The sequence below is a fragment of the Pseudomonas sp. UBA7500 genome (genome assembly GCF_002478435.1).
Lineage (GTDB): Bacteria > Pseudomonadota > Gammaproteobacteria > Pseudomonadales > Pseudomonadaceae > Aquipseudomonas > Aquipseudomonas palmensis.
Genome location: NZ_DLNW01000052.1, coordinates 320 through 26,151 on the forward strand (window position 1 = coordinate 320; position 25,832 = coordinate 26,151).

General features: G+C 67.1%; 21 protein-coding genes and 1 pseudogene. 17 read left to right on the top strand and 5 right to left on the bottom strand.

Translation table 11 applies throughout. The annotated features are described in order from the left end of the window. Positions 1-264 (bottom strand): annotated as a pseudogene (locus B4I46_RS22605) (DNA lesion error-prone repair protein ImuA); the annotation flags it as partial. Then, positions 264-881 (bottom strand): transcriptional repressor LexA, encoded by a 618-nt coding sequence (lexA, locus tag B4I46_RS22610; protein ID WP_286901987.1) that lies wholly within the window; start codon positions 879-881, stop codon positions 264-266. The pseudogene B4I46_RS22605 and the gene lexA, both read right to left, overlap by 1 nt. 91 nt (positions 882-972) lie before the next feature. Here lexA and B4I46_RS22615 point away from each other — a divergent pair, with 91 nt between their 5' ends. From B4I46_RS22615 to B4I46_RS22665, 11 genes are all read left to right on the top strand, one after another. Beyond that, on the top strand, positions 973-1,629 hold the full coding sequence (locus B4I46_RS22615) for an HAD family hydrolase (protein WP_286901988.1): 657 nt from the start codon (positions 973-975) through the stop codon (positions 1,627-1,629). 430 nt (positions 1,630-2,059) lie between these two features. Beyond that, positions 2,060-3,622: a glycogen synthase GlgA gene (gene glgA / locus B4I46_RS22620; RefSeq protein ID WP_058541106.1), complete on the top strand. Its 1,563-nt coding sequence runs from the start codon at positions 2,060-2,062 to the stop codon at positions 3,620-3,622. 13 nt (positions 3,623-3,635) lie between these two features. Then, positions 3,636-5,408, top strand: coding sequence for a malto-oligosyltrehalose trehalohydrolase (treZ, locus tag B4I46_RS22625; protein ID WP_286901990.1), 1,773 nt, complete (start codon positions 3,636-3,638; stop codon positions 5,406-5,408). Beyond that, complete coding sequence (gene malQ, locus B4I46_RS22630) at positions 5,401-7,473, top strand: 4-alpha-glucanotransferase (RefSeq protein ID WP_054915393.1); 2,073 nt, start codon at positions 5,401-5,403, stop codon at positions 7,471-7,473. Before treZ ends, malQ begins: the two co-directional genes overlap by 8 nt. Further along, the gene (locus B4I46_RS22635; RefSeq protein ID WP_286901993.1) at positions 7,470-10,274 is read left to right on the top strand and encodes a malto-oligosyltrehalose synthase; all 2,805 of its coding nucleotides are present in this window, start codon (positions 7,470-7,472) and stop codon (positions 10,272-10,274) included. Before malQ ends, B4I46_RS22635 begins: the two co-directional genes overlap by 4 nt. Continuing rightward, positions 10,271-10,573 (top strand): DUF2934 domain-containing protein, encoded by a 303-nt coding sequence (locus B4I46_RS22640; protein WP_043862952.1) that lies wholly within the window; start codon positions 10,271-10,273, stop codon positions 10,571-10,573. The genes B4I46_RS22635 and B4I46_RS22640 overlap by 4 nt, the downstream gene beginning before the upstream one ends. 102 nt (positions 10,574-10,675) lie before the next feature. Continuing rightward, positions 10,676-12,841 carry a glycogen debranching protein GlgX gene (gene glgX, locus B4I46_RS22645; RefSeq protein WP_054915395.1) on the top strand — a complete coding sequence of 722 codons (2,166 nt, stop codon included), beginning with the start codon at positions 10,676-10,678 and terminating at the stop codon, positions 12,839-12,841. A gap of 318 nt (positions 12,842-13,159) precedes the next feature. Continuing rightward, positions 13,160-14,218 carry an autotransporter outer membrane beta-barrel domain-containing protein gene (locus B4I46_RS22650; protein WP_043862954.1) on the top strand — a complete coding sequence of 353 codons (1,059 nt, stop codon included), beginning with the start codon at positions 13,160-13,162 and terminating at the stop codon, positions 14,216-14,218. Between the two features lie 118 nt (positions 14,219-14,336). Beyond that, entirely contained in the window at positions 14,337-15,422 is a 1,086-nt protein-coding gene (locus B4I46_RS22655; RefSeq protein ID WP_054915396.1) for a helix-turn-helix domain-containing protein, read from the top strand. Continuing rightward, positions 15,419-15,664 carry a hypothetical protein gene (locus B4I46_RS22660; protein WP_043862956.1) on the top strand — a complete coding sequence of 82 codons (246 nt, stop codon included), beginning with the start codon at positions 15,419-15,421 and terminating at the stop codon, positions 15,662-15,664. Before B4I46_RS22655 ends, B4I46_RS22660 begins: the two co-directional genes overlap by 4 nt. A 30-nt stretch (positions 15,665-15,694) precedes the next feature. Then, positions 15,695-15,946, top strand: coding sequence for a hypothetical protein (locus tag B4I46_RS22665; RefSeq protein WP_043862957.1), 252 nt, complete (start codon positions 15,695-15,697; stop codon positions 15,944-15,946). Here the strand turns inward: B4I46_RS22665 and B4I46_RS22670 are convergent. Next, the gene (locus tag B4I46_RS22670) at positions 15,943-16,293 is read right to left on the bottom strand and encodes a hypothetical protein (RefSeq protein ID WP_286901995.1); all 351 of its coding nucleotides are present in this window, start codon (positions 16,291-16,293) and stop codon (positions 15,943-15,945) included. The two genes, B4I46_RS22665 and B4I46_RS22670, sit on opposite strands and share 4 nt — an antisense overlap. A 172-nt stretch (positions 16,294-16,465) precedes the next feature. On the opposite strand from B4I46_RS22670, the gene B4I46_RS22675 reads away from it, so the two are divergent. The 5 genes from B4I46_RS22675 (at position 16,466) to fdhE (ending at position 22,466) form a co-directional block, all read left to right on the top strand. Then, a complete protein-coding gene (locus tag B4I46_RS22675) occupies positions 16,466-16,744 on the top strand; it encodes a YceK/YidQ family lipoprotein (RefSeq protein ID WP_286901996.1) in 279 nt (92 codons plus the stop codon). 230 nt (positions 16,745-16,974) lie between these two features. Continuing rightward, on the top strand, positions 16,975-20,025 hold the full coding sequence (gene fdnG, locus B4I46_RS22680; protein WP_078480172.1) for a formate dehydrogenase-N subunit alpha: 3,051 nt from the start codon (positions 16,975-16,977) through the stop codon (positions 20,023-20,025). A 19-nt stretch (positions 20,026-20,044) separates the two neighbouring features. Continuing rightward, entirely contained in the window at positions 20,045-20,935 is an 891-nt protein-coding gene (gene fdxH, locus B4I46_RS22685; protein WP_286902030.1) for a formate dehydrogenase subunit beta, read from the top strand. Continuing rightward, positions 20,932-21,579 carry a formate dehydrogenase subunit gamma gene (locus B4I46_RS22690; RefSeq protein ID WP_043862960.1) on the top strand — a complete coding sequence of 216 codons (648 nt, stop codon included), beginning with the start codon at positions 20,932-20,934 and terminating at the stop codon, positions 21,577-21,579. The genes fdxH and B4I46_RS22690 overlap by 4 nt, the downstream gene beginning before the upstream one ends. Then, a complete protein-coding gene (gene fdhE / locus B4I46_RS22695) occupies positions 21,576-22,466 on the top strand; it encodes a formate dehydrogenase accessory protein FdhE (protein WP_236176885.1) in 891 nt (296 codons plus the stop codon). Before B4I46_RS22690 ends, fdhE begins: the two co-directional genes overlap by 4 nt. Here fdhE and B4I46_RS22700 read toward each other — a convergent pair. After that, entirely contained in the window at positions 22,463-22,915 is a 453-nt protein-coding gene (locus tag B4I46_RS22700) for a GNAT family N-acetyltransferase (protein ID WP_043862962.1), read from the bottom strand. The genes fdhE and B4I46_RS22700 overlap by 4 nt on opposite strands. Before the next feature lie 112 nt (positions 22,916-23,027). On the opposite strand from B4I46_RS22700, the gene B4I46_RS22705 reads away from it, so the two are divergent. Continuing rightward, the gene (locus B4I46_RS22705) at positions 23,028-24,551 is read left to right on the top strand and encodes an FAD-dependent oxidoreductase (RefSeq protein ID WP_286901998.1); all 1,524 of its coding nucleotides are present in this window, start codon (positions 23,028-23,030) and stop codon (positions 24,549-24,551) included. A gap of 5 nt (positions 24,552-24,556) precedes the next feature. Here B4I46_RS22705 and B4I46_RS22710 read toward each other — a convergent pair whose 3' ends face one another. Next, the gene (locus tag B4I46_RS22710) at positions 24,557-25,750 is read right to left on the bottom strand and encodes a sugar transporter (protein WP_043862964.1); all 1,194 of its coding nucleotides are present in this window, start codon (positions 25,748-25,750) and stop codon (positions 24,557-24,559) included. Between the last annotated feature and the right edge of the window lie 82 nt (positions 25,751-25,832).

Consider the following 25,832-nt stretch of genomic DNA (forward strand, 5'->3'; position numbering starts at 1 on the left):
AATGAACGGCGGCGCCACCAGCACCACCCGTTCGCCGCTGGCAGTCAGGCGCGCCAGGCTCGGCCAGAGCAGGTGCAGCTCGCCGGCGCCCTCGGCAGCCAGCAGCAGTTCGCTGAGCGCACCCGGTGGCCAGCCGCCGCCCGGCAGCACCGCGTCCAGCGCGGCATGCCCGGTGGGTTGCAGGCCCCGGGGCTGGGCCAGCGGGCGCCCCTTCCAGACCCGACGCTCGTCGAGCAGCCCGTCGAGGCTGACCACCGCGCCCATCAGTCGCGCCTCAACAGGCCGCAGAACACCCCTTCGATCACGAAGTCGCGTTCTGGCCCCACGTCTATCGGTGCATAGGCCGGGTTGCGCGGCAGCAGGCGGTAGTGCGTGCCTGCGCGCTGAAAGCGCTTGATGGTGACCTCGCCATCGAGCCGGGCCACCACGATCTGCCCGTCGCGGGCATCGGGCTGCTGGTGAATGCCCACCAGGTCGCTGTCGAAGATACCGTCGTCGATCATCGAGTCGCCGCGCACCTTCAGCAGGTAGGTGGGGGTACGGCTGAACAGGTGCGCATCGAGCATCAGCTGTTCGTGGATGTCCACGTCGGGCCCGATCGGGCGGCCGGCGGCCACCTGGCCCAGTACCGGGATCTCCAGCACCTCGGGGCGGCGCAGCGCACCGGCCAGGCGGATGCTGCGCGCCTGGTTGGGGGTGACCTCGATGAAGCCGGCCTCGCACAGCGCCTGGATGTGCTTGCGCGCCACGCTGCGCGAGGCAAAACCGAAGGCCTGGGCGATGTCGGCCAGGCTCGGGGGCTGCCCTTGCTGCGCGATGCGGTCGCGGATGAAGGTCAGGATGGCGGCACGTTTGGGCGATAGTCTGTTCATGGAGCACATTTGTACTCTTTTCGGGTTTATCTGACCAGCCCCGCTGATCGCCACGGCAAAATGGTTATGATGGCCCGCCGTGCAATGGAAACCGCGCCCCATGCTTGAAGCCCTGCTGTTCGACCTCGATGGCACCCTGACCGACACCGATACCCTGCATTTGCAGGCACTGCAGCAGTTGCTGCGTGAGCAGGGCCGCGAACTGAGCGAGGCCGAGTTCGACGCCCACGTCAGTGGCCGGGCCAACGCCGACATGTGCCGCTACCTGTTCCCCGGGCGCCCGGTGGCCGAGCATGAGGCATTCGCCGACCGCAAGGAGGCGCGCTTTCGTGCGCTGTCGCCGACCTTGCAGCCCACTGCCGGCCTCGAACGCCTGCTGGCGCATGCCGAGCGCCGCGGCATCGGCATGGCCGTGGTCACCAATGCGCCCCGGGCCAATGCGCAGCACATGCTGGCAGCCATGGGCCTGGCCGAGCGCTTCGAGCATGTGCTGGTGGCCGAGGAACTGGCACGGGCCAAGCCCGATCCCCTGCCCTACCTCACCGGCCTGGAGCGCCTGGGGGCCAGGGCAGACCATGCGCTGGCGTTCGAGGATTCGGTGCCGGGCGTGACGGCAGCGAGCCGCGCGGGGATCCTTACCGTGGGCCTGTCGACCAGCCAGGCGCCGCAGGTGCTGCTGGAGGCCGGTGCGCAGCTGGTGGTGAGGAACTTCGACGATGAGCGCCTGTGGCAACTGATTGCGCAGATGAGCGGCTGAAGCCACCCACCGCGCCGGTTTCGCCAGCCAGGCTGGCACGCGCACCATCGGGGGTCACCTTCGAGCGGTGCACGCTCGCTGTCGGTGCACCCCTGAGCCGGCCAATTCACAAAACATGACCAACGGGTCACATTTATCCCGCCCCTCTCCTACACTGTTCAATCGACCTGATACCGTCCGGAAAACTCGATCGAAAATAGTCGAAACTTCTGCAAACCCGGTAGGTCAGCAACTAAGTAGGCCAACGACTCTGGTTACCCAGGCGCAGCCCACCCCCCACTCGTCAGCACGCCATCGGCAGGAGCGCCGGCTGGCGTAGCGCTTGCACGTGTGTCCGGGGCGTTTCACCGCATCACATGACATAGCGAGAACAACAGTACAGACATGCAGCGGGTGGGATACGCCCGCAGAACAAGGGACGGAGACAAGTATGATCAGCGCCGCTGTCGAACCTCATGCAGAGCATTTCAACCCGGATACCAGCGCGCAGGTGCGTGCTGCCCAGATCGTCACGACAGCCAAGGCCCCTGCCCTCGATACCCGGCGCAACCCGAACAAGCGCAAGGTGCTGTTCGTGACCTCGGAAATCGCCGACCTGGTCAAGACCGGCGGCCTGGGCGACGTCTCCGCCGCCCTGCCCCGCGCCATGCGCCACCTGCACGATGTACGCGTGCTGATCCCCGGCTACCCGCAGGTACTCGAAAGCGACAACCCGATCCACCTGGTGGGCGAGCTGGGCGGCCATGCCGCACTGCCCCCGTGCAAGATCGGGCGCATGGACCTGGCCGACGGCCTGGTCATCTATGTACTGATCTGCCCCGAGCTGTACCAGCGCGAAGGCACCCCCTACGGCGCCAACAATGGCCGTGACTGGCCCGACAACCATATCCGCTTCGCCCGCCTGGGCCTGGCCGCCGCCGAAATCGCCGCGGGCGAGGGCATGGTGCACTGGAAGCCCGATCTGGTGCACGCCCACGACTGGCCTGCCGGCCTGGCCCCGGCCTACATGCACTGGCGCGGCCTGAACACCCCCACCCTGTTCACCATCCACAACCTGGCCTACCAGGGGGTGGTCAGCCGCGGCTGCTGCCCGGAACTGGCGATTCCCGAACACGCCCTGCAACAGGAAGGCATGGAGTTCTACGGCAAGCTGTCGTTTCTCAAGGCCGGCCTGGCCTACTCCAGCCACATCACCACGGTCAGCGCCACCTATGCCCGGGAAATCACCACCCCGGCCTTCGGCTGCGGGCTCGACGGTTTTCTTGGCAGCAAGGCGCAGCAGGGCCTGCTCAGCGGCATCCCCAACGGCATCGACGAAAGCTGGGATTCGGCCACCGACACCCACCTGACCCACCGCTTCAGCATCAACGACTGGGAAGGCAAGGCGGCCAACAGCAGCCAGGTGCGCGAGCTGTTCGAGCTGGAGCCCTCCACCGGCCCGCTGTTCGCCGTGGTCTCGCGCCTGGTGTACCAGAAGGGCCTGGACCTGACCCTGGGGGTGGCCGAGTACATCGTCGAACAGGGCGGCCAGATCGCCATCATCGGCCGCGGCGAACCGGAGGAAGAACAAGCCATGCGCGAGCTGGCCAGCCGCTTCCCGGGCCGCGTGGGGGTGCGCATCGGCTTCAACGAGACCGACGCACGGCGCATGTTCGCCGGCAGCGACTTTCTGCTGATGCCCTCGCGCTACGAGCCCTGCGGCCTGAGCCAGATGTACGCGCAGCGCTTCGGCTCGCTGCCGGTGGCGCGCAACACCGGCGGCCTGGCCGACACCATCGAGAATGGCGTCACCGGCTTTCTGTTCGACGAATCGAGCGTGGAGAGCTACCGCGAAGCACTCTCGCGGGCCTTCTACGTATACGGCAAGAAACACCTGCTCAATGCCATGCGCTGCCTGGCCATGACCCAGCCATTCAACTGGTGTCAGGCCGTGGAACCCTATGCCCACCTGTACGAGGAACTGGTGACGCGCGCCACGCTCAACGCAGGCTGAGGAGAACTGCCGTATGCCCTTCAGGTCACAGGAACACGCGACCCACGGGGCCGTGATGCTGGACAGCCACACCACCCGCTTCGCCCTCTGGGCGCCCGATGCCCGGCAGGTGGAGGTGGAATGTGAAAACGCCGCCCCGCAACCCATGCAGCGCAGTGACGACGGCTGGTTCGTGCTGCGCCTGCCCTGCCCGGCCGGTACGCGCTATCGCTACCGTATCGACGGCGACCTGTCGGTCGCCGACCCGGCCAGCCGTGCCCAGCCCGACGGCGTGCACGGCCCCAGCCAGGTGCTGAGCACCGAATATGCCTGGCAACACCCCGACTGGCAGGGCCGCCCGTGGCACGAGGCAGTCATCTATGAAGTGCACGTGGGCCTGCTGGGCGGTTACGCCGGCGTGGCCAGGCACCTGCCGCGCCTGGCCGCACTGGGCGTGACCGCCATCGAGCTGATGCCCATCGGGCAGTTTCCCGGCCAGCGCAACTGGGGCTATGACGGCGTGCTGCCGTTCGCCCCGCAAGCGAGCTATGGCACCGCGCAGCAACTCAAGGCGCTGATCGACCAGGCCCACGCGCTGGGGCTGATGGTGCTGCTGGATGTGGTGTACAACCACTTCGGCCCCGACGGCAATTACCTGCACCGTTATGCCCAGGGCTTCTTTCGCGAAGACCGGCATACGCCCTGGGGCGCGGCCATCGATTTTCGTCGCCGCCAGGTGCGCGACTTCTTCATCGAGAACGCCCTGATGTGGCTGCACGACTACCGCTTCGACGGCCTGCGCCTGGATGCGGTGCACGCCATCGACGACCCTGATTTTCTGCATGAGCTGGCCCGCCGCGTGCGCGCCAGCACCGCACCGGGCCGGCAGGTGTGGCTCACCCTCGAGAACGAGCGCAACCAGGCGCACCTGCTTCAGGAGGGCTACGACGCCCAGTGGAACGACGATGGCCACAACGCCCTGCACGTGCTGCTGACCGGCGAGCAGGAAGGCTACTACGTCGATTACCGCGAGGCGCCGCTGAACAAGCTGGCCCGTTGCCTGAGCCAGGGGTTCGTGTTCCAGGGCCAGCCGGACCGCAACGGCGAGCCGCGTGGCGAAGCCAGCGGCCACCTGCCGCCCAGTGCCTTCGTGCTGTTTCTGCAGAACCATGACCAGATCGGCAACCGCGCGCTGGGCGAGCGGCTCGAGCGCCTGTGCCCGCCCCAGGCCCTGCGCGCCGCCACCGGACTACTGTTGCTGGCACCGATGATCCCGCTGCTGTTCATGGGCGATGACTGGGGGTGCCGCCAGCCCTTCCTGTTCTTCACCGATCACCACGACGACCTTGCCACCGCCGTGCGCGAAGGCCGACGCGCCGAGTTCAAGGGGTTCAAGGCCTTCGCCGACCCCGAGCAACGGGCGCGCATCCCCGACCCGAACGCCGCCCAGACCTTCCTCGACTCGCAACCGCAATGGGGCGAGGACAGCGAGCAATGGGTGGCGCTGTACCGTCGCCTGCTGTACCTGCGCCACCAGCACATCATCCCGCGCCTGCCGGGCACCCGCGCCCTGGGCGCCCAGGTGGTCGACAGCCAGGGCGTGAGCGCCCGCTGGCAACTGGGCGATGGCAGCGAGCTGCGCATCGACCTCAATCTCGGCCAGCAGCCACTGGCCCTGGACCTGCCGGCCCGCGAGCGGCACCTGTTCGAAAGTTGCGAACTGCCCCCGGGCCCACCCTGCCTGCCGCCGTTGAGCTGCGTGGTGAGCCTGACCCCTTCCTGCCCCACGGAGCCTGTGCATGCCTGACCTACCCTTGCTGCAACTGGCCGAACGCGCTGGCCTGGCGGTGGACTGGATCGACGCCAACGGGCGCGCCCAGCGTGTCAGCGAACCGGTCCTGCGGCGTATCCTGGCCGCCCTTGGCCACCCGGCCGCCGACGACATCGCCATCGCCAACAGCCTCAAGGCCCTGGAAAAAGCCCACGATTCCCGTCACCTGCCGCCACTGCTGACGGTCGACCAGCACCAGCCGCTGGACCTGTCGCGCTACTTCGCGGCCAACAGCCGCTGCGAGGTGCAGCACGAGGACGGCACCCGCCAGCAGCTGCAGCTGGATGCCCAGGCCCTTCTGCCGCCCGGGCTGCCACTGGGGTATCACCAGCTGCATATCGACGCCACCACCTTCACCCTGGCCGTGGCCCCGGCGCAGTGCTACAGCCTGGCCGATGCGCTGGGCACCCCGCACCCACGGTGCTGGGGCCTGAGTGCCCAGCTGTACAGCCTGCGCCGCCCGGGCGACGGCGGGCTGGGCGACTGCCTGGCACTGGAGGGCCTGGCACGCAGCGCCGCCGAGCGTGGCGCCACGGCCCTGGCCATCAGCCCGGTGCACGCCATGTTCACCCGCAACCACCCCAGCTACAGCCCGTATTCGCCGTCCAGCCGGCTGTTTCTGAACAGCCTGTATGCCAGCCCCCAGGCGGTGATCGACGAGCGCACGGTGCGCATCACGGTCCAGGCCCTGGGCCTTGAGGCCCAGCTCGAACAGCTCGAAGGCCTGCCGTTGATCGACTGGCCACGGGCGGCCGGGGCACGCCAGCAGATATTGCAGGCGCTGTACCAGGGCTTTATCAAGGGCGAGCAACCGCAGCGCGCCGACTTCGACAGCTTTCGCCACGCCGGCGGCCAGGCGCTGGAAGACCACTGCCGCTTCGAAGCGCTGCTCGATGCCGCCGCCGAACGCGGCGAAAGCCAGGACTGGCGCCAGTGGCCGGCCGCCTGGCTCGACCCGCGCAGCGCCGAGATTGCCGCGTTTGCCGCCGACCACGTCGAGCAGATCGGCTTCTATGCCTTCTGCCAGTGGCTAATCGCGCGCAGCCTGGAGCGTGCCCAGGAAGCGGCGCGCGGCAGCGGCATGGCGGTGGGCCTGATCGCCGACCTGGCAGTGGGGGCCGACGGTACCGGCAGCCAGGCCTGGAGCCGCCAGGACGAGCTGCTGGCCGAGCTGCACGTCGGCGCCCCGCCCGACATCCTCAACCGATCGGGGCAAAGCTGGGGCATCTGCGCGTTCTCCCCCGAGGGCCTGCGCCGCAACGGCTACCGCGCCTTCATCGAGATGCTGCGGGCCAACTTCGCCCACGCCGGGGGCCTGCGCATCGACCATGTGATGGGCCTGCAGCGCCTGTGGCTGATCCCCCAGGGCGCCGCCCCCAGCGAAGGCGCCTACCTGCACTACCCACTGGACGACCTGCTGCGCCTGCTGGCCCTGGAGTCGGTGCGCCACAAGGCCATCGTGCTCGGCGAAGACCTGGGCACGGTGCCCGAAGGCCTGCGCGAAAAGCTCGCGGCCCGCGCGATCCTGGGCATGCGTGTGCTGCTGTTCGAGCAGGACCCGCCCGGGCAGTTCACCCCCATCCTCGACTGGCCCGACAACGCCCTGGCCACCACCAGCACCCACGACCTGCCCCCGCTGGCAGGCTGGCTGCAGGCCCGCGACATCGACTGGGGCCAGCGCCTGGGGGCGATCGACGCGATCACCGAGCGCGACTGGCGCGACAGCCGCCAGCATGAAATCCAGGGCCTGCGTCGCCTGCTGCACAGCAGCTACGGCGACACCAGCAGCGAAGCCGACACCCTGATCGACGCCAGCTTGCGCCTGCTCGGGCATACCCGCGCGCCGCTGGTGCTGGTACCGCTGGAAGACCTGCTGGGCGTGGACGAACAACCCAACCTGCCCGGCACCGTCGACACCCACCCCAACTGGCGCCGCCGCTTCGCGTTGCCCGCCGCACAGCTGCTGGACGACAGCGATGCGGCGCGACGCCTCGAGCTGCTGGCCCAGGCCCGTGAACAAGCCTTCGAGCGTGACCGATGAACAGCCTCACCGCCACACTGCGCCTGCAATTTCATGCCGACTTCAGCCTCGACGATGCGGTGCCGCTGGTGCCCTACTTCGCCCGGCTGGGCATCAGCCACCTGTACGCCTCGCCCCTGTTGCAGGCGCGGCCCGGTTCGCGCCACGGCTACGACGTGGTCGACCCGACCCGGGTGAGCCCCGAACTGGGTGGCGAGGCGGCGCTGGAACGCCTGGTGGCCGCGCTGCGCCAGCACGGCATGGGCCTGATCCTGGACATCGTGTCCAACCACATGGCCGTGGGCGGCGCACACAACCCCTGGTGGCAGGACCTGCTGGCCTGGGGCCGGCGCAGCCCCTACGCCGAGTTCTTCGACATCCAGTGGCATTCGCCCGACCCGTTGCTCAAAGGCCAGTTGCTGTTGCCGTTCCTGGCCAGCGACTATGGCGCGGTGTTGCAGGCCGGGGAAATCCCGCTGCGTTTCGACGCCCGCCACGGGCGCTTTCACATCGAGCACCACGAACACCGCTTCCCGATCAGCCCGCCGGACTATGCGCGCATCCTGTGCGTCAGCGGCCACCCCGAGCTGAGCGAGCTGGGGGCACGCTTTGCCGCCTTCGAGGGCCAGCGCCACGCCCCGGCCAACGTCGAGGCGGTGCACCAGGCCCTGGCCGAACTGGCCCGCGAGCCGCGCATCGGCCAGGCCATCGACCAGGTACTGGCCGCCTTCGACGGGCGCACCCCCAGCGGTTTCGAGCACCTGCATCAACTGCTCGAACAGCAGCACTACCGCCTGGCCAGCTGGCGCACCGCCGGTGACGACATCAACTGGCGGCGCTTTTTCGACGTCAACGAGCTGGGCGGCCTGCGCGTGGAGCGCCCGGCGGTGTTCGAGGCCACCCATGCCAAGGTGTTCGAGCTGATCGAGCGCGGCCTGGTCGACGGCCTGCGCATCGACCACATCGACGGCCTGGCCGACCCGCGCGGTTACTGCCGCAAGCTGCGCCGACGCGTCGACGGCCTGCTCTCACGCCGGCCGCTGAGCGCTGCGCTCGAGCACTTTCCGATCTACGTGGAGAAGATCCTCGGCCCCGGCGAGCGCCTGCACGACGACTGGCGGGTGGACGGCAGCACCGGCTACGAATTCATGAACCAGGTCTCGCTGCTGCAGCATGACCCGCAGGGCGAAGCCGAACTGACCGCGCTGTGGTACGACCTGAGCGAGCGCCCGGCGTTCGTCGAGGAACTGCGCCTGGCCCGCCAGCTGGTGCTCAATGCCAGCCTGGCCGGCGACTTCGAATCGGTGGCCCAGGCCCTGCTGCAGGTGGCGCGCAACGACATCATGAGCCGCGACCTGACCCTGGGCGCCATCCGCCGCGCGTTGCAGGCGCTGGTGGAGCACTACCCGGTGTACCGCACCTACATCAATGCCTGCGGGCGTCCGGCGATGGACGAGGGTTTCTTCCAGCAGGCCCTGGCCGATGCGCGTTCGAGCCTGGGCGAAGCCGACTGGCCGCTGCTGGACTACCTGCAGCGCTGGCTGGGCGGCCAGCCCTGGCGCGAGCTGGGCCCGGGGCGGGCGCGCAAGCAGTTGCGCCACGCCTGCGTGCGCTTCCAGCAGCTGACCTCGCCCACCGCCGCCAAGGCCGTCGAAGACACCGCCTTCTATCGCTCGGCGGTGCTGTTGTCGCGCAACGACGTGGGCTTCGACGCCGAGCGCTTCAGCGCGCCGGCCGAGGCCTTCCATGCCAGTTGCCAGCAACGCCTGGCGCACTTCCCCGACAACCTGCTGGCCACCGCCACCCATGACCACAAGCGTGGCGAAGACTGCCGCGCACGCCTGGCGGTGATCAGCGAACGCAGCCACTGGTTCTGCCAGCGCGTGGAGCTGTGGCGTGAACTGGCCTCGCCCCTGCGCACACAACTGGCCGATGGCGTGGCACCGAGTGCCGGTGATGAACTGCTGCTGTACCAGACCCTGCTCGGCAGTTGGCCGATGACGCTGCGCTGCGATGACACCCACGCCTTGCGCGGCTACGCCGAACGCCTGCGCCAATGGCAGCGCAAAGCCCTGCGCGAGGCCAAGCTGCGCAGCAGCTGGAGCGCCCCCAACGAGGCCTACGAGCAGGCCTGCGCACGCTTCATCGACGCCCTGCTGCTGGAGCCGCAATGCCAGCAGCTGCGCCAGTCGGTGGCCGAGGCGGCGCAGGCCCTGGCCTGCCCGGGCGCGCTCAACAGCCTGGTGCAGAGCCTGCTGCGCATGACCGTGCCGGGGGTGCCCGACCTGTACCAGGGCAACGAATGCTGGGACCTGAGCCTGGTCGACCCGGACAACCGCCGCGCGGTGGACTACGCCGCGCGTCGCCAGGCCCTGGACGACAGCCTGCCCCCCGCCGAACTGCTCGGGCACTGGCAGGACGGGCGGGTCAAGCAGGCCCTGATCGCCCAGGTGCTGGAGCAGCGCCGGGCCTACCCCGAGCTGTTTCGCCACGGCCGCTACCAACCCCTGGAGGTACGCGGCAAACACGCCGAGCGGGTGCTCGCCTTTGCCCGTATCGGCGAGGCGCAACGTGCGGTGGTGGTGGTGCCGCGGCTGGCCTCGGGCCTGCTGGGCAACGCCACGCAACCCTTGATCCCGGCACAGAACTGGGACGATACCCGTGTGCTTTTACCGTTCGCCTTGTGCGCTGCCAATTGCACGGGACTTTTCGCCCAGGGCGCAGTCACACCCTCTAACGAGCTGTGGCTGAGCACTGCGCTCAAAGCCTTCCCCGTCAATCTCTTCATAGAACAGACTGAGTCATCAGGAGCGTCGAGATGAGTGCTGAGGAAAAACGTATCCGCGAATTCGCCTACCAGATCTGGGAGTCGGAAGGTAAACCCGAAGGCCAGGAGGAGCGCCACTGGGAGATGGCGCGCAAGTTGGCCGAAGCCGAGGCCATTGCGCCCAAGGCCGCCCCGCGCAAGCCCCGTACCACCCCGCCAGGCGCACCGCCGGTAGCCCCTGGCGCCAAGCCAAAGCCCGGCGCCGCCGCGTCCAAGGCCAAGCCGCCGGCCCCTGCGGCCAAGCCCGACCCGGCAAAGAAGCCGCGTACCGCGAAGAAGCCCGCCACGCCCTGACGCCGCCGTACCTTGCGTCACTACCGCCCCGGGGCAGCGCAACGCTGCCCCGGCGCCCAGTGCGTCGCCTTTCGCCCCCCAAGGATCGCTACAAGGATTGCCATGACCCAGCCCAAGTCCAAACACAACACCCAGCCCGACGCCGTTGAACCTTCGCGCATCCGCGAGGGCCTGCCCTTCCCCCTGGGCGCCACCTGGGACGGCCTGGGTGTGAACTTCGCACTGTTCTCGGCCAACGCCACCAAGGTCGAACTGTGCCTGTTCGACGCCAGCGGCGAACATGAGCTCGAGCGCATCGAACTGCCCGAGTACACCGACGAGATCTACCACGGCTACCTGCCCGACGCGCACCCGGGGCAGATCTACGGCTACCGCGTGTACGGCCCCTACGAGCCGCAGAACGGGCACCGTTTCAACCCCAACAAGCTGCTGATCGACCCGTATGCCAAGCAGCTGGTCGGCGAGCTGCGCTGGTCCGAGGCGTTGTTCGGTTACACCATCGGCCACCCCGATGGCGACCTCAGTTTCGACGAGCGCGACAGTGCGCCGTTCGTGCCCAAGTGCAAGGTCATCGACCCGGCCTACACCTGGGGCCGCGACCAGCGCGTGGGCGTGCCGTGGGATCGTACCGTGTTCTACGAAGCGCACGTGCGCGGCATCAGCATGCGTCACCCGGCGGTGCCGGAAGCGGCGCGCGGTACCTTCGCCGGGCTGATGAACGACGAACTGCTGGGGCACATCAAGGGCCTGGGCGTCAGCTCCATCGAGCTGCTGCCGATCCACGCCTTCGTCAACGACCAGCACCTGCTGCAAAAGGGCCTGAACAACTACTGGGGCTACAACAGCATCGCCTTCTTCGCGCCCCACCCGCGCTACCTGGCCAACGGCAAGATCGCCGAGTTCAAGGAGATGGTCGCGCACCTGCACGACGCCGGCCTGGAGGTGATTCTGGACGTGGTCTACAACCACACCGCCGAAGGCAACGAGCAGGGCCCCACGCTGTCGATGCGCGGTATCGACAACGCCTCGTACTACCGCCTGATGCCCGACGACAAGCGCTACTACATCAACGACTCGGGCACCGGCAACACCCTGGACCTGAGCCACCCCTGCGTACTGCAACTGGTCACCGACTCGCTGCGCTACTGGGCAGGCGAGATGCACGTTGATGGCTTTCGCTTCGACCTGGCGACCATCCTGGGCCGCTACCACGAAGGCTTCGACGAGCGGCACAGCTTTCTGGTGGCTTGCCGCCAGGACCCGCTGCTGAGCCAGGTCAAGCTGATTGCCGAACCCTGGGACTGCGGCCCCGGTGGCTACCAGGTGGGCAACTTCGCGCCGGGCTGGGCCGAATGGAACGACCGCTTTCGCGACACCGTGCGCGCCTTCTGGAAAGGCGACGAAGGCCAGCTGGCCGACTTTGCCGCGCGCATGACCGCCTCCGGCGAGCTGTTCAACCGCCGCGGCCGGCGCCCCTATGCCTCGGTCAACTTCATCACCGCCCACGACGGCTTCACCCTGCGCGACCTGGTGTCGTACAACGACAAGCACAACGAGGACAACGACGAGAACAACCAGGACGGCAGCAACAACAACATCTCCTGGAACCACGGGGTCGAGGGGCCCACCGACGACCCCGAGATCAACAGCCTGCGCCAGCGCCAGATGCGCAACTTCTTCGCCACCCTGCTGCTGGCCCAGGGCACGCCGATGATCGTGGCCGGCGACGAGTTCAGCCGCACCCAGCACGGCAACAACAACGCCTACTGCCAGGACAGCGAGATCGGCTGGATCAACTGGGACCTGGACGAGCAAGGCAGCGCCCTGCTCAAGTTCGTCAAGCGCCTGACCAAGCTGCGCCTGGCCTACCCGATCCTGCGCCGCAGCCGCTTCCTGGTGGGCGACTACAACGAGGCGATCGGGGTCAAGGACGTGACCTGGCTCGCGCCGGACGCCAGCGAGATGAGCGTGGAACAGTGGGAAGACCCGCAAGGGCGTTGCCTGGGCATGCTCATGGACGGGCGCGCGCAGGTCAGCGGCATCCTGCGCCCGGGGGCAGACGCCACCTTGCTGCTGATCGTCAACGCGCACCACGACGGCGTGGACTTCACCCTGCCCGACGTACCCGAGGGCGAGTACTGGAACTGCCTGATCGACACCGACCGGCCGCAGCTGCGCAAGGCCCAGCGCCTGGAATTCGGCAGCGTGTTCAACGTCACCGGACGCTCGTTGCTGCTGTTGGAACTGCAACGGGACGAGGACGCCTGACGCTTTAGCAATCATTCGAAATAGCCAGCCGCGTTGTCATTCGCAACGCGGCTATGCCCAATCAGGAACCTCTATTTTTCAACCGCTTACCCCCTCCAACACGGCCATCACAAAATAATCACACTATCTTGACGCCTGCCTGCGACTCTCCTTAGCTACACCTAGAACCACCGTGTTCAACTTCATTCCGGGCCTCTGGCACGCGGCTTTGCGCGCGCCATGGGGCAGGTTTGCTGGTTTGGGTCGCTCTCTGTTCCTGCCTTACAGCCCGTGACATCAGGCCAGACCTTTGGCTGTAACACACAGAGGAGATCGGCCATGAAAAGCGCACCCTGCCCTTCGGGGCTCGAGTATGTTTTCTACGCACTGTCGACGTCGCTGCTGCTGGCAACCCCGCTGGAAAGCCTGGCGGCGGGGCTGGAAGACGACGACCCGATGTTCAACCCGGCACACGGCCTGGCGCTGCCGTCGCTGGTCCCGGCCAGCGTGTCGGGGCTGAGCCTGGGCACGCTGGGGGCGTTTTCCGAACGCCTGGCAGAGCGCACGGCGGTGTTCGGCGACGAAGGCATTGCCAGCCAGTGGGCGCAGTTCTTTCCCACCCCGGTCAGGACCGCCCCGCAACGCCTGGATGCCCCCAACCAGAACCTGCAGATCGCCCCCGACCTGTTCGTGCGGGAAACCGCCGGCGGCAACACCCACCGCGCCGGGATCTTCATGGGCCACAGCAACCTGCAGGGCGGCCTGGACAATCGCCGGCCACAGCTGGGCGACAAGCAGAACGCCGTGCGCCTGGAAGGGCAAAGCCTGGGCATGTACTGGAGCCTGCAGCATGACCAGGGCTGGCATGTGGATGCGGTGGCCATGGGCACCCGTTTCGACGCCAGCGGGCGCGGCAGCGACGGCGAACGGCTCGATGGCAACGGGCACGCGCTGACCTTCTCGGTGGAGGGCGGCTTCCCCATCGGCCTGGGCAAGCACTGGGTGATCGAGCCCCAGGCGCAGTTGATCAACCAGCAGTACTACCCCGGCAACGACGCCCAGGCCCAGACCCTGCAGGCCTATGACAGCCAGCCGAGCTGGACCGGCCGGGTGGGCGCGAAGCTGTCGGCCCGCTACGAGGTGCGCGGCATGCCCATCGAACCCTATGTGCGCACCAACGTGTGGTACGACTTCTCGAACGCCGACACGGTGAGCCTGGACAAGGTCGACAAGATCAGCAGCGGACGCAACGCCACCACCGTGGAGGTGGGCCTGGGCCTGGTGGCACGGGTGACGCCCAAGGTGGCGCTGTTTGTCAGTGCCGATTACAGCAGCGACGTGGACGACAACGACTTGAACGGGTTGATCGGCAACCTGGGGGTGCGTGTGCGCTGGTGAGCGGCGCTGAATGCATCGCGGGTCAGGCCCGCGATGCGACACGCATACCCCCGTCAACCTGAGGTTGACAGCTTATGTATACTGGCCGGCCATGCCCTCGCCAAGGACACCCCAGCGCATGACCGAAAACAGCTTCGCCTTTCGCCTCAAGGAACTGCTCGAACACCACAAGCTGACGCTGCAGGCGGTAGGCACGGCCCTGGGGATCTCGCGCACCGCCGTGCACAAATGGACCCGCGGCGGCGAGATCGACTACGCCAACCTGCGCAAGCTGGCCGACTTTCTCAAGGTCAACTGGATCTGGCTGCGCTACGGCGAAGAAGCCCTGCAGGACGTGCAGCAGACCCAGGTGGTGGAGCTGCCGATGACCGACCTGCGCCGGCGCTACACCGCCGAGATCATGGAGAGCGAAACCCGCATGAAGCTGGCCCAGGAAGGTGCCCGCATCGTGACCTGGGAATGGAACCTGATCAGCGACGAACTCACCTACTCGCCCAACGTCGAGGCCGTGTACGGCTGGCAGGTGATCCGCAACGAAGACTTCTGGGTGCACCTGCCCCCCGAAGACGTCGAGATGCTGCAGGCGCTGTACAGCAAGACCCTGCTCGAAGGCGAAGGCTGCGAGTGCGACTTTCGCATCTATCGCCCCGACGGCGAGATGCGCTGGATCGCCTCCCGCGCCACGGTGGTGCGCGACAGCGCCGGGCGCGCGGTGAAGATGGTCGGCATCAGCATGGACAACACCGAGCGCAAGGTCGCCGAAGAGCAACTGCGCAACAGCGAGGAACGTTTTCGCGCCATCTTCGAACTGGCCTGGGGCGCGCTGGCCTACATCGACCCGGACGGCACCTGGCAGCGGGTCAACGGCAGCTTCTGCGAGCTGCTGGGCTACAGCGCCGAAACGCTGTACGGCATGACCTTCCAGCAACTGACCCACCCCGACGACCTGGCCGCCAACCTGCAGTTGCTGCAGCGCCTGCTGGCCGGCGAGATCGAGCGCTACGAAGTGGAAAAGCGCGTGCGCCACAAGCAGGGCCACTACATCTGGGTACGTGCACGTACCGCCCTGCAGCGCCGCCAGGACGGCCAGCCGCAGCATCTGATCAGCGTGTTCGAGGACATCGGCGCCGAACGCCTGGAACGCGAACGCCTGCAGGCACGTATCGAGGCGCTTGAAGCACAGCGCGGGGCTTCGCAGGCATGAGCCGCTTCGTGGGGGTGTTTCACCTGCGAAGCCGGCATGCCGTGGACAGGGGCTTCAAGGTGCACGCGCTACACAGCGACAATCATGCCGATGCGCACCTTGAAGCGGGCGACATACGCAATGAACAGGGCTACCAGGACGATCAGACCTGCGACTTCACCGTGATCGAGATTGCCAGCACTGCCCAGGCGCCCCGGCGCCTGAGCTGGCTGGAGCGCATCACAGGCAAGCTGCATGCATGACCCCATCCTTGATCTGACTGCGGGGCGCACATGAGCCGCTTTGTCGCTGTGTTTCACCACTGGCATATCACCAAACGCAACCTTGGCTTCGAGGTGCACAGCCTGGCAGGTCGCGATCAGGCACAGGCGCACCGCGAAGCCTGCGCACGGTTGGCCGATCAGGAAGTGAGCGATATCGTGCGCTGCGCCTTCACCCTGGTTGAGATCGGCGCGCATGAACACGTTGCGCGCCCGCTGAGCTGGCGCGAGCGCATCACCGGGCGTTTCGAGGGGCGTGGCTAGAGGCAGGTGGCCAATGCCGCCATGCGCCGCTGGGCCAATGCATCGTCCTTGAGGGTGTAGAACTTGACCACCGTGCCGCCGGCTCCGGCGCGCACATCGGCGAAGTATTCGGCATCGCGTGTCGACACCGTGGCCCCGCCGTTGGGGCCGGCGTCGAGGTAGCCGCTGGCATCCACGCCGAAGACGGCTTCGTCCTGCCAACCGAACTGGATGCACTCGGCCACCAGCGGCTCGGCCTTGGCCGAGGTGAAGGTCTTGTGCGGTGCGCCCAGGCGAGCCTGGTTCATCGTCGACGAGGCGCATCCGGCCAGCACCAGTGCCGTACCCAATAGCATTGCTGCGCGCATGGTTGTCTCTCCCGTTGGTTGTGTGTCGGCAGTACCGGGCTCTTCGCTGGCCCTGCAGAAGCTGGCCTTGCCAGCGAAGAGGCCTGGCCTGCTGATTGAAAAAGGAGCGACTGTAGCATTGCCCCGGCCCCCGGTGAGAGAATGCCGCGCAGAAAAACGGACCCTCCCCCCTGTGCCAAGGAACAGCACCATCCGAATCCTCTCGCTCGCCCTCATCGTCTCCACCCTCGCCCTCACCAGCTGCGGCACCATGATGCGCGGTGGGTACTGCGCCGAATGTGCATCCCCAGGCATGTACCGGGGCGTGCGCAACAACTTCTCGTTCCTGTTCAGTGCCACCTCGGCGCAGTTCTGCTGGCCGCTGATCGTGTGCCCGCTGGCGTTTATCGTCACCGCGCCCGTGGATTTCGTGATCGATACCGCGATGATCCCCGCCGACCTCTCGCGCTGAGTGCCAAACAATCGAATCCCTCTATAGGTTCATCGACAAGGTCGATTAGTCACAAATTAAGTAAGGGCATAAACTGCCCCCGAATGCGCGCAATTCACCCACGATAGAAAGGGTCTTGGCGCGCACCCTCTGTGACTAGCCTGCATACCACTTACCGATCCTGACGCTGATCTCGGCGGGCCTGCGCGTGCGCGGCCGATTCTGGAGCTCGTTTGTACAAGGAGATAACCATGGGACTGGGCAGAAGACAGTTCTTCAAGCTGTGCACCGTCGGCGCTGCCACCGCCACTGCGGCCAGCCTGGGCTTCGCCCCGGGCATGGCCCAGGCCACCCAATCACGCCAGTACAAGCTGCTGCGCGCCAAGGAAACCCGCAACAACTGCACCTACTGCTCGGTGGGTTGCGGCGTGCTGATGTACAGCCTGGGCGACGGCGCCAAGAACGCCAAGGCGCGTATCTTCCACATCGAAGGCGACCCCGATCACCCAGTCAGCCGCGGCTCGCTGTGCCCCAAGGGCGCGGGCCTGGTGGACTACATCCACAGCGAACAACGCCTGCTCTACCCCGAATACCGCGCCCCTGGCTCGGACAAATGGCAGCGCATCAGCTGGGATCACGCCATCGAGCGCATCGCACGCCTGATGAAGGACGACCGTGACGCCAACTTCATCGAGAAGAACGACAAGGGCACCACGGTCAACCGCTGGCTGAGCACCGGCATGCTGTGCAGCTCGGCCGCCAGCAGCGAAACCGGCTCGCTGGACCAGCGCTTCACCCGCGCCCTGGGCATCCTGGGCACCGACAGCCAGGCCCGTGTGTGCCACGCCCCTACCGTCTCGGCCCTGGCGCCGACCTTCGGGCGCGGCGCCATGACCAACAACTGGGTCGACATCAAGAACGCCAACGTGGTGCTGATCATGGGTGGCAATCCCGCCGAGGCGCACCCGGTGGGCTTCAAGTGGGTGATCGAGGCCAAGATCCGCAATGGCGCCAAGGTCATCGTGGTGGACCCGCGCTTCAACCGCAGCGCCGCCGTGGCCGACATCTACTCGCCGATTCGCGCCGGCTCCGACGTGACCTTCCTGATGGGCGTGGTCAACTACCTGATCACCCACGACAAGATCCAGCACGACTACGTGCGCGCCTACACCAACGCCAGCCTGATCGTGCGCGAGGACTACAGCTTCGACGACGGCCTGTTCAGCGGCTACGACCCGGCCAAGCGCAGTTACGATCGCAGCTCCTGGACCTACGAGCTGGACGCCGACGGCTTCGCCAGGCGCGACATGACCCTGAGCCACCCGCGCTGCGTGTGGAACCTGCTCAAGGCCCACGTCAGCCGCTACACCCCGGACATGGTCACCAACATCTGCGGCACGCCCAAGGCCGACTTCCTGCAGATCTGCGAGATCCTCGGCACCACCAGTGCCCCGGACAAGACCGCCACCTTCCTCTACGCCCTGGGCTGGACCCACCACACCAACGGCGCGCAGATGATCCGAGGCTCGGGCATGATTCAGCTGCTGCTGGGCAACATCGGCATGGCCGGTGGCGGGGTCAACGCCCTGCGCGGCCACTCCAACATCCAGGGCTACACCGACCTGGGCCTGCTCTCGCTGCGCCTGCCCGGCTACATGAACCTGCCATCGGATGCGCAGACCGACCTGGCCACCTACCTCAAGCAGACCACGCCCAGCGCGGTGCTGCCCGACCAGGTCAACTACTACAAGCACACCCCCAAGTTCTTCGTCAGCCTGATGAAGAGCCTGTGGGGCGACAAGGCCACCAAGGACAACGACTGGGGCTTCGACTGGCTGCCCAAGTGGGACGACAGCTACGACGTGCTCAACTACAGCAACCGCATGTACGAGGGCAAGGTCAACGGCTACATCGCCCAGGGCTTCAACCCGGTGGCGGCGTTCCCGGACAAGAACAAGGCCCAGGCCGCGCTGGAGAAACTCAAGTTCCTGGTGATCATCGACCCGCTGGCCACCGAGACCTCGAGCTTCTGGCAGAACCACGGCGAGGAGCACGACGTGGACACCGCGGCGATCCAGACCGAAGTGTTCCGCCTGCCCTCCTCCTGCTTTGCCGAGGAAGACGGCTCGATCGTCAACTCCGGGCGCTGGCTGCAATGGCACTGGGCCGGCGCTGCGCCGCCGGGCGAGGCCTGGCACGACGGCAAGATCCTCGGCCACCTGTTCCTGAAGATCCGCGAGCTGTACGAGAAGGAAGGCGGTGCCAACCCCGCGCCGATCCTCAACATGGCCTGGGACTACGCCGACCCGTTCGACCCCAAGCCCGAGGAAGTGGCCAAGGAATCCAACGGCCGCGCCCTGGCCGACCTGCACGACGAACAGGGCAACCTGATTCTGCGCAAGGGCCAGTTGCTCGACGACTTCTCGCAACTGCGCGACGACGGCACCACTGCCAGCTTCAACTGGATCTTCGCCGGCTCCTGGACCGAAAAGGGCAACCAGATGGCACGGCGCGACAACGCCGACAGCGGCCTGGGCTGCACCCCGGGCTGGGCCTGGGCGTGGCCGCAGAACCGGCGCATTCTCTACAACCGCGCCTCGGCCGACCCGCAGGGCAAGCCGTGGGACCCCAAGCGCAAGCTGATCGGCTGGGACGGGGCGCGCTGGAGCGGCGTGGACGTGCCGGACTTCGCCGTCACCGCTGCACCGGGCAGCAACACCAACCCGTTCATCATGCTGCCTGAAGGCCTGGGCCGGCTGTTCTCGGTGGGCGCGATGAACGACGGGCCGTTCCCCGAACACTACGAGCCCACCGAAAGCCCGCTGGCGAACAACCCGCTGCACCCGAACGTGACCTACAGCCCCACCGCGCGGGTGTACGAAAGCGATCGCAAGCGCATGGGCAGCCGCGAGCAGTTCCCGTATGTGGCCACCACCTACTCGATCACCGAGCTGTTCCGCCACTGGACCAAGCATGCGCGGCTCAACGCCATCGTGCAGCCCGAGCAGTTCATCGAGATCGGCGAGAAGCTGGCCGCCGACAAGGGCATCGTGCAGGGCGACCTGGTGCGCGTCAGCACCCAGCGTGGCTACATCAAGGCCAAGGCCGTGGTGACCAAGCGCATCCGCCGCCTGGCCATCGACGGGCAGGACGTCGACACCATCGGCATCCCCTGCCACTGGGGCTATGAAGGCACCACGCGCAAGGGCTTTCTGGCCAATACCCTGACCCCGGGGGTGGGCGATTCCAATACCCACACGCCGGAATACAAGGCGTTTCTCGTGAACATCGAAAAGGCCTGAGGGAGCGAACTTCATGTCCATGCAATCCCAAGACATCATCAAGCGCTCGGCCACCAACGTGCTGACCCCGGCGCCGCGTGCGCGCGACCACCAGGCCGAAGTGGCCAAGCTGATCGACGTGAGCATCTGCATCGGCTGCAAGGCCTGCCAGGTGGCCTGCAACGAGTGGAACGACCTGCGCGACGAGGTCGGCCACAACGTCGGCGTGTACGACAACCCGGCCGACCTGTCGGCCGAAACCTGGACGCTGATGCGCTTCGATGAAGTCGAAGATGAAAGCGGCAAGCTCGAATGGCTGATCCGCAAGGACGGCTGCATGCACTGCGCCGACCCGGGCTGCCTGAAGGCCTGCCCGCAACCGGGGGCGATCATCCAGTACGCCAACGGCATCGTCGACTTCCAGTCCGACCACTGCATCGGCTGCGGCTACTGCATCGCCGGCTGCCCGTTCGATGTGCCGCGCATCAGCAAGAAGGACAACAAGGCCTACAAGTGCACCCTGTGCGTGGACCGCGTGTCGGTGGGCCAGGAGCCGGCCTGCGTCAAGACCTGCCCCACCGGTGCGATCAACTTCGGCAGCAAGCAGGACATGCTGCACCAGGCCAGCGAGCGCGTGACCGAGCTGCAGGGCCGCGGCTTTGCCGGCGCCGGCATCTACGACCCGCAGGGCGTGGGCGGCACCCACGTGGTGTACGTGCTGCAGCACGCCGACAAGCCGTACCTGTACCACAAGCTGCCCACCGACCCGCGCATCAGCAGCGCCATCCATGGCTGGAAGGGCTGGCTCAAGCCGGTGGCGGCCGTGGCCTTCTTCGCTACCCTGGCCGGCACCCTGTTCCACTACGTGGGCGTGGGGCCGAACGAGGTCGAGGAAGCCGACGAGAAACACGAGGAGGACACCCACGCATGAACAAGGACAAACTGATCCTGCGCACCCGCTTCATCGAGCGTGCCAGCCACTGGGTAATGGTGCTGTGCTTCCTTGCCGTGGCCCTGTCGGGGCTGTCGTGGTTCTTCCCGTCGCTCAACGGGCTCAACGCCGTGTTCGGCACCCCGCAGCTGGCGCGCATCCTGCACCCGTTCTTCGGGGTGGTGGTGTTCCTGCTGCTGGCGTTCCTGTTCGTGCGCTTCGTCAAGTACAACCTGCCCGAGCGTGAAGACCTCGCGTGGTTCAGGAACGTGCGCCAGGTGCTGGCCGGCGAGCACGAGCCGGCGCTGCAGATCGGCAAGTACAACGCCGGGCAGAAGATCCTGTTCTGGGGAATCATGGGCCTGATCAGCGTGCTGCTGGTCAGTGGCGTGGTGATCTGGCGGCCTTACTTCGCGCCGTGGTTCAGCATACCGTCGATTCGCATCGGCCTGCTGGTACACGCCATTGCCGGCATCTGCCTGATCCTGCTGATCATCGGCCATGCGTACCTGGCATTCTGGGTCAAGGGTTCGATTCGCGGCATGGTCACCGGGTATGTGAGCCGCAGCTGGGCCAAGACCCACCATGACCGCTGGTACCGGCAGATCAGCAACAAGCAGAGCGGGAGTGGCAAGCAGCAATGAACAGCATCCAGATGACCCCTGCCGAGCAGCGTAGCGCCGGCGTTGGCGAAATACCTGCCGTGCTGCTGCCGACCCTGGGCGAGCGCTACCGCCAGCGCGCCACCCGCCTGCGTCAGCTGGCCGAGGGGCACCCGATGGCCGACTACCTGCAGTTCGTGGCACAGGTGGCCGATGCCCAGCAGCAATTGCTCGAACGCCTGCCGCTACCGGCAACGCTGGTGAGCAGCCTGGCCGGGCGGGTAGCCGCCGGCAAGGCGCCGCTGGCCTGGGCCAGCCTGCCGCGCGATGCCTACTGGCAGCAACTGTTGCGCGGGCTTGGCGAGCACATCGAGCACGCCACCCTGCAGGGCCTGTGCGCGCAGGGCGAGGCCGCCCTGGACGTGGCGGCCGATGCGTTGCTGGCAGGCCGCTTCAGCGAGATCGACAGCGGTCAGGCGCTGTTCCTGTGGGCAGCCCTGTCGCTGTACTTCACCCAGCTGGCGGCGCACCTGCCCGCCATCGGCAATGCCGGCGTGGGCGAGCAGCGCCAGCATTGCCCGGTGTGCACCGGGGCGCCGGTGGCCAGCGTGATCATGACCGGTGCCCAGGCCGGGCTGCGCTACCTGCACTGCGGGTTGTGCGAGAGCCGCTGGCACATGGTGCGGCTCAAGTGCAGCAACTGCGAAGAGACCGGCAGCCTGGACTACTGGTCGCTGGATACCCATGAAACCGCGATCAAGGCCGAGAGCTGCGACGACTGCCACAGCTACCTGAAGGTGTTCTACCCCGAGCACGAGCGCGACCTTGAGCTGGTGGCCGATGACCTGGCCTCGATCGCGCTGGATGCCGAGGTGGAGCGCCAGGGGTTCGATCGCAGCGGTGTGAACCCGTTTCTGTTCCCGGGCTAGAGCGGGTACTGCATCAGCCAGTGTGATTTGCCCCAGGCCTGGAACTGCTCGAGGTACTGCCACCCCCGCTTGTGGTAGTACTCGGCGCGGTCGTGGGTGTGCAGGTAGAGGTGCGTGTGCCCCAGGGCCCTGGCCTTGGTGCAGATGCCCTCGATCAGCGTTTCGGCCAGGCCTTGGCCGCGGGCTTGCGGGCTGACGAACACGCAGGCCAGCCACGGGCTCAGGTCGGGCCGCAGGGGCAGGTCGTCGCGCGCCAGTGAAGCGCTGCCCAGCAGGTTGCCGTCATCCAGCGCCAGCAGGCTGTACAGGCTGCCGTCAGTCTGGCCATCGGCGAACTCCTGTTGCCATTGGGCCAGCGGTACATCGGCGTATTCGTAGGCGAACTGCTCGTGCAGCCAGCGGGCCAGGGTATCGCTGTGGTGTGGGTGGTTGCTGAGCCAGTCGATCATGGGTGTGCTCTGGGCGTTGGGGGGATGCAAAGGTACACCGAATTGGATGAGGGGTGTGGCCACCTGCATCTACACTTGTCAGTGCCACCGCACCTTCCCGGAGGACCGCGCCATGCCCCACTCTGACGTCCTGATCATCGGCGCCGGGCCCACCGGCCTGGTCCTGGCCCTGTGGCTGAGCAAGCTGGGCATCTCGGTACGCATCCTCGACAGGACCAGCGCCGCCGGCACCACCTCCCGCGCGCTCGCCGTGCAAGCCCGCACCCTGGAGCTGTACCGCCAGCTGGACCTGGCCGACGCGGTCGTTGGCGCCGGCCACCAGGTGCCCGCCGCCAACCTCTGGGTCAAGGGCGAGCCCGCCGCACGCCTGCCTTTGGACAGCATCGGCGCCAACCTCACGCCCTACCCCTTTCTCGAAATCTACCCGCAGGACCAGCACGAGAACCTGCTGATCGAGCGCCTGCGCGGCCTTGGCGTGGAGGTCGAACGCAGCACCGAACTGCTCGGTTTCACCCAGCACGACACCACCGTCAGCGCACGCCTGCGCCTGCCCGACGGCAGCGAGCAAGACTGCGAGGCGCATTACCTGGCCGGCTGCGACGGCGCCCATTCGAGCGTGCGCAACGGCCTGCATGTCGACTTCCCCGGCGGCACCTACCAGCAGCTGTTCTATGTGGCCGACGTGGATGCCAGCGGCCCGCCCATGAACGGCGAGCTGCACGTGGACCTGGACGAGGCGGACTTTCTGGCGGTGTTCCCGCTGGCCGGCGCAGGCCGCGCGCGGTTGATCGGCACGGTGCGCGACGCACGCGCCGAACACCCCGAGCAACTGCGTTTCGAGGATGTCAGCCAACGTGCCATCGAGCACCTGCACTTGCAGGTGCTCAAGGTCAACTGGTTTTCCACCTACCGCGTACACCATCGCGTGGCCGGGCATTTCCGCCAGCAGCGCGCCTTCCTGCTCGGCGACGCCGCGCACGTGCACAGCCCGGCCGGCGGCCAGGGCATGAACACCGGCATCGGCGATGCAATCAACCTGGCCTGGAAGCTGTGCAGCGTACTCAAGGGCAAGGCCCACGACGACCTGCTCGACAGCTACCCGGTCGAGCGCATGGCCTTCGCCCGTCGCCTGGTGGCCACCACCGACCAGGTGTTCACCTTCGCTACCGCCGATGGCAGCATCGCCAACCTGTTGCGTACGCGCCTGGCACCGGTGCTGATACCGCGCATGGCGGCATTCGCCAAGGCGCGCAGCCTGCTGTTTCGCACGGTCTCGCAACTGGGCCTGAACTACCGCCTGATGCCGCTGAGCTTCGGCAGCGCCGGCCATGTGCAGGGCGGCGACCGCCTGCCCTGGGTGGTGACGCAGGAACACGACAATTTCAGCGCGCTGTCGCACCTGGGCTGGCAGGTGCACGTGTACGGCCTGGCCAGCAAGGAACTGAGCGCCTGGTGCGCCGCACGCCAGCTGCCACTGCAGGTTTACCCCTGGTCGGCCGCCTGCACGGCCGCCGGCCTGGCACGCAACGCGCTGTACCTGCTGCGCCCCGACAGCTACGTGGCGCTGGCCGAACCCTCGGCCTCCACCGCCGCCGTGGAGCGCTACTTCAGCGAGCGGGGCCTGCGCCCCTGGTGAGGTGCTTACGCCGGTTTGTCGGCGCCCAGCACCCCGGCATAGCGGTAGGTGGTCACGCAACACAGCACCAGGCCGCTGACCGCGACCGCGCCGCCCACCAGGCCGATGTCGCCAAGGCCCATGTGGGTGCTGACCAGGCTGCCCAGCAACGCCCCGCCACCGATGCCCACGTTGTACAGCCCCGAGAACATGGCCATGGCCACGTCGGTGGCATCGGAAGCCAGCACCAGCACCTTCGATTGCAGGGCCAGGCTGAAACACATGATCGCCATGCCCCACACCATGCTCAGCGCGCAGAGCAGGGTCGGGTTGACTGCCAGCGGGGCCAGCAGCAACAGGCTCAGGGCGATGGCGCCGATGGCGCCAATCGCGAACCCCCGCGGGAAACGCTCGCTGTAGCGACTGAACAGAATCGAGCCGAAGATGCCCGCCCCGCCATACAGCAACAGCAGGATGGTGGTCATCTCGCCGCTCATCGCCGCGACCTGCTGGCTGAACGGCTCGATGTAGCTGTAGGCGGTGAACTGCGCGGTGATGCCCAGCACCACCAACGCATACACCGAGAGCAGCGCCGGCCGCTTGAGCAGCATCGGCAGGCTGCGCAGCGAACCGGAGTTCTGGCTGGGCAGGCGCGGCAGCGAGCGCATCAGCCACAGCAACGTCAGTACCGAGACCCCGGCGATGCCCATGAAGGTGGTGCGCCAGCCCAGCGCCTCGCCCACCACTCGCCCCAGCGGAATGCCCAGCACCATGGCCAGGGTGGTGCCGGTGGCCAGCACCCCGAGGGCCTTGGCCTGCTTGCCCGGCGGCGCCACCCGCACCGCCAGCGACGCGGTGATGGCCCAGAACACCGCGTGGGCCAGTGCGATACCGATGCGGCTGAACAGCAGCATGCCGAAGCTGGTGGCCATGCTCGACAGCACATGGCTGGCAATGAACAGCACGAACAGGAACGCCAGCAGCTTGCGCCGCTCGATGTTGCGGGTCATCAGCATCATCGGCAGCGAGGCCAGCGACACCACCCAGGCATAGATGGTCAGCATCAGCCCGACCTGGGCGGTGGGCATGTCGAAGCTGCGGCCGATGTCGCTGAGCAGGGCCACCGGCACGAACTCGGTGGTGTTGAAGATGAATGCAGCCAGGGCCAGCGCGAAAACGCTGAGCCAGCTGCCATTACGGGTATCTGCGGGGTTGTTCATCGGACGGGGCAAGGCTCCGGGGCGGGCGCGTCAGACGCGACCCTGGGTTCAATGAAACCTGCGCGGCAAAAGGCGCGCAGGC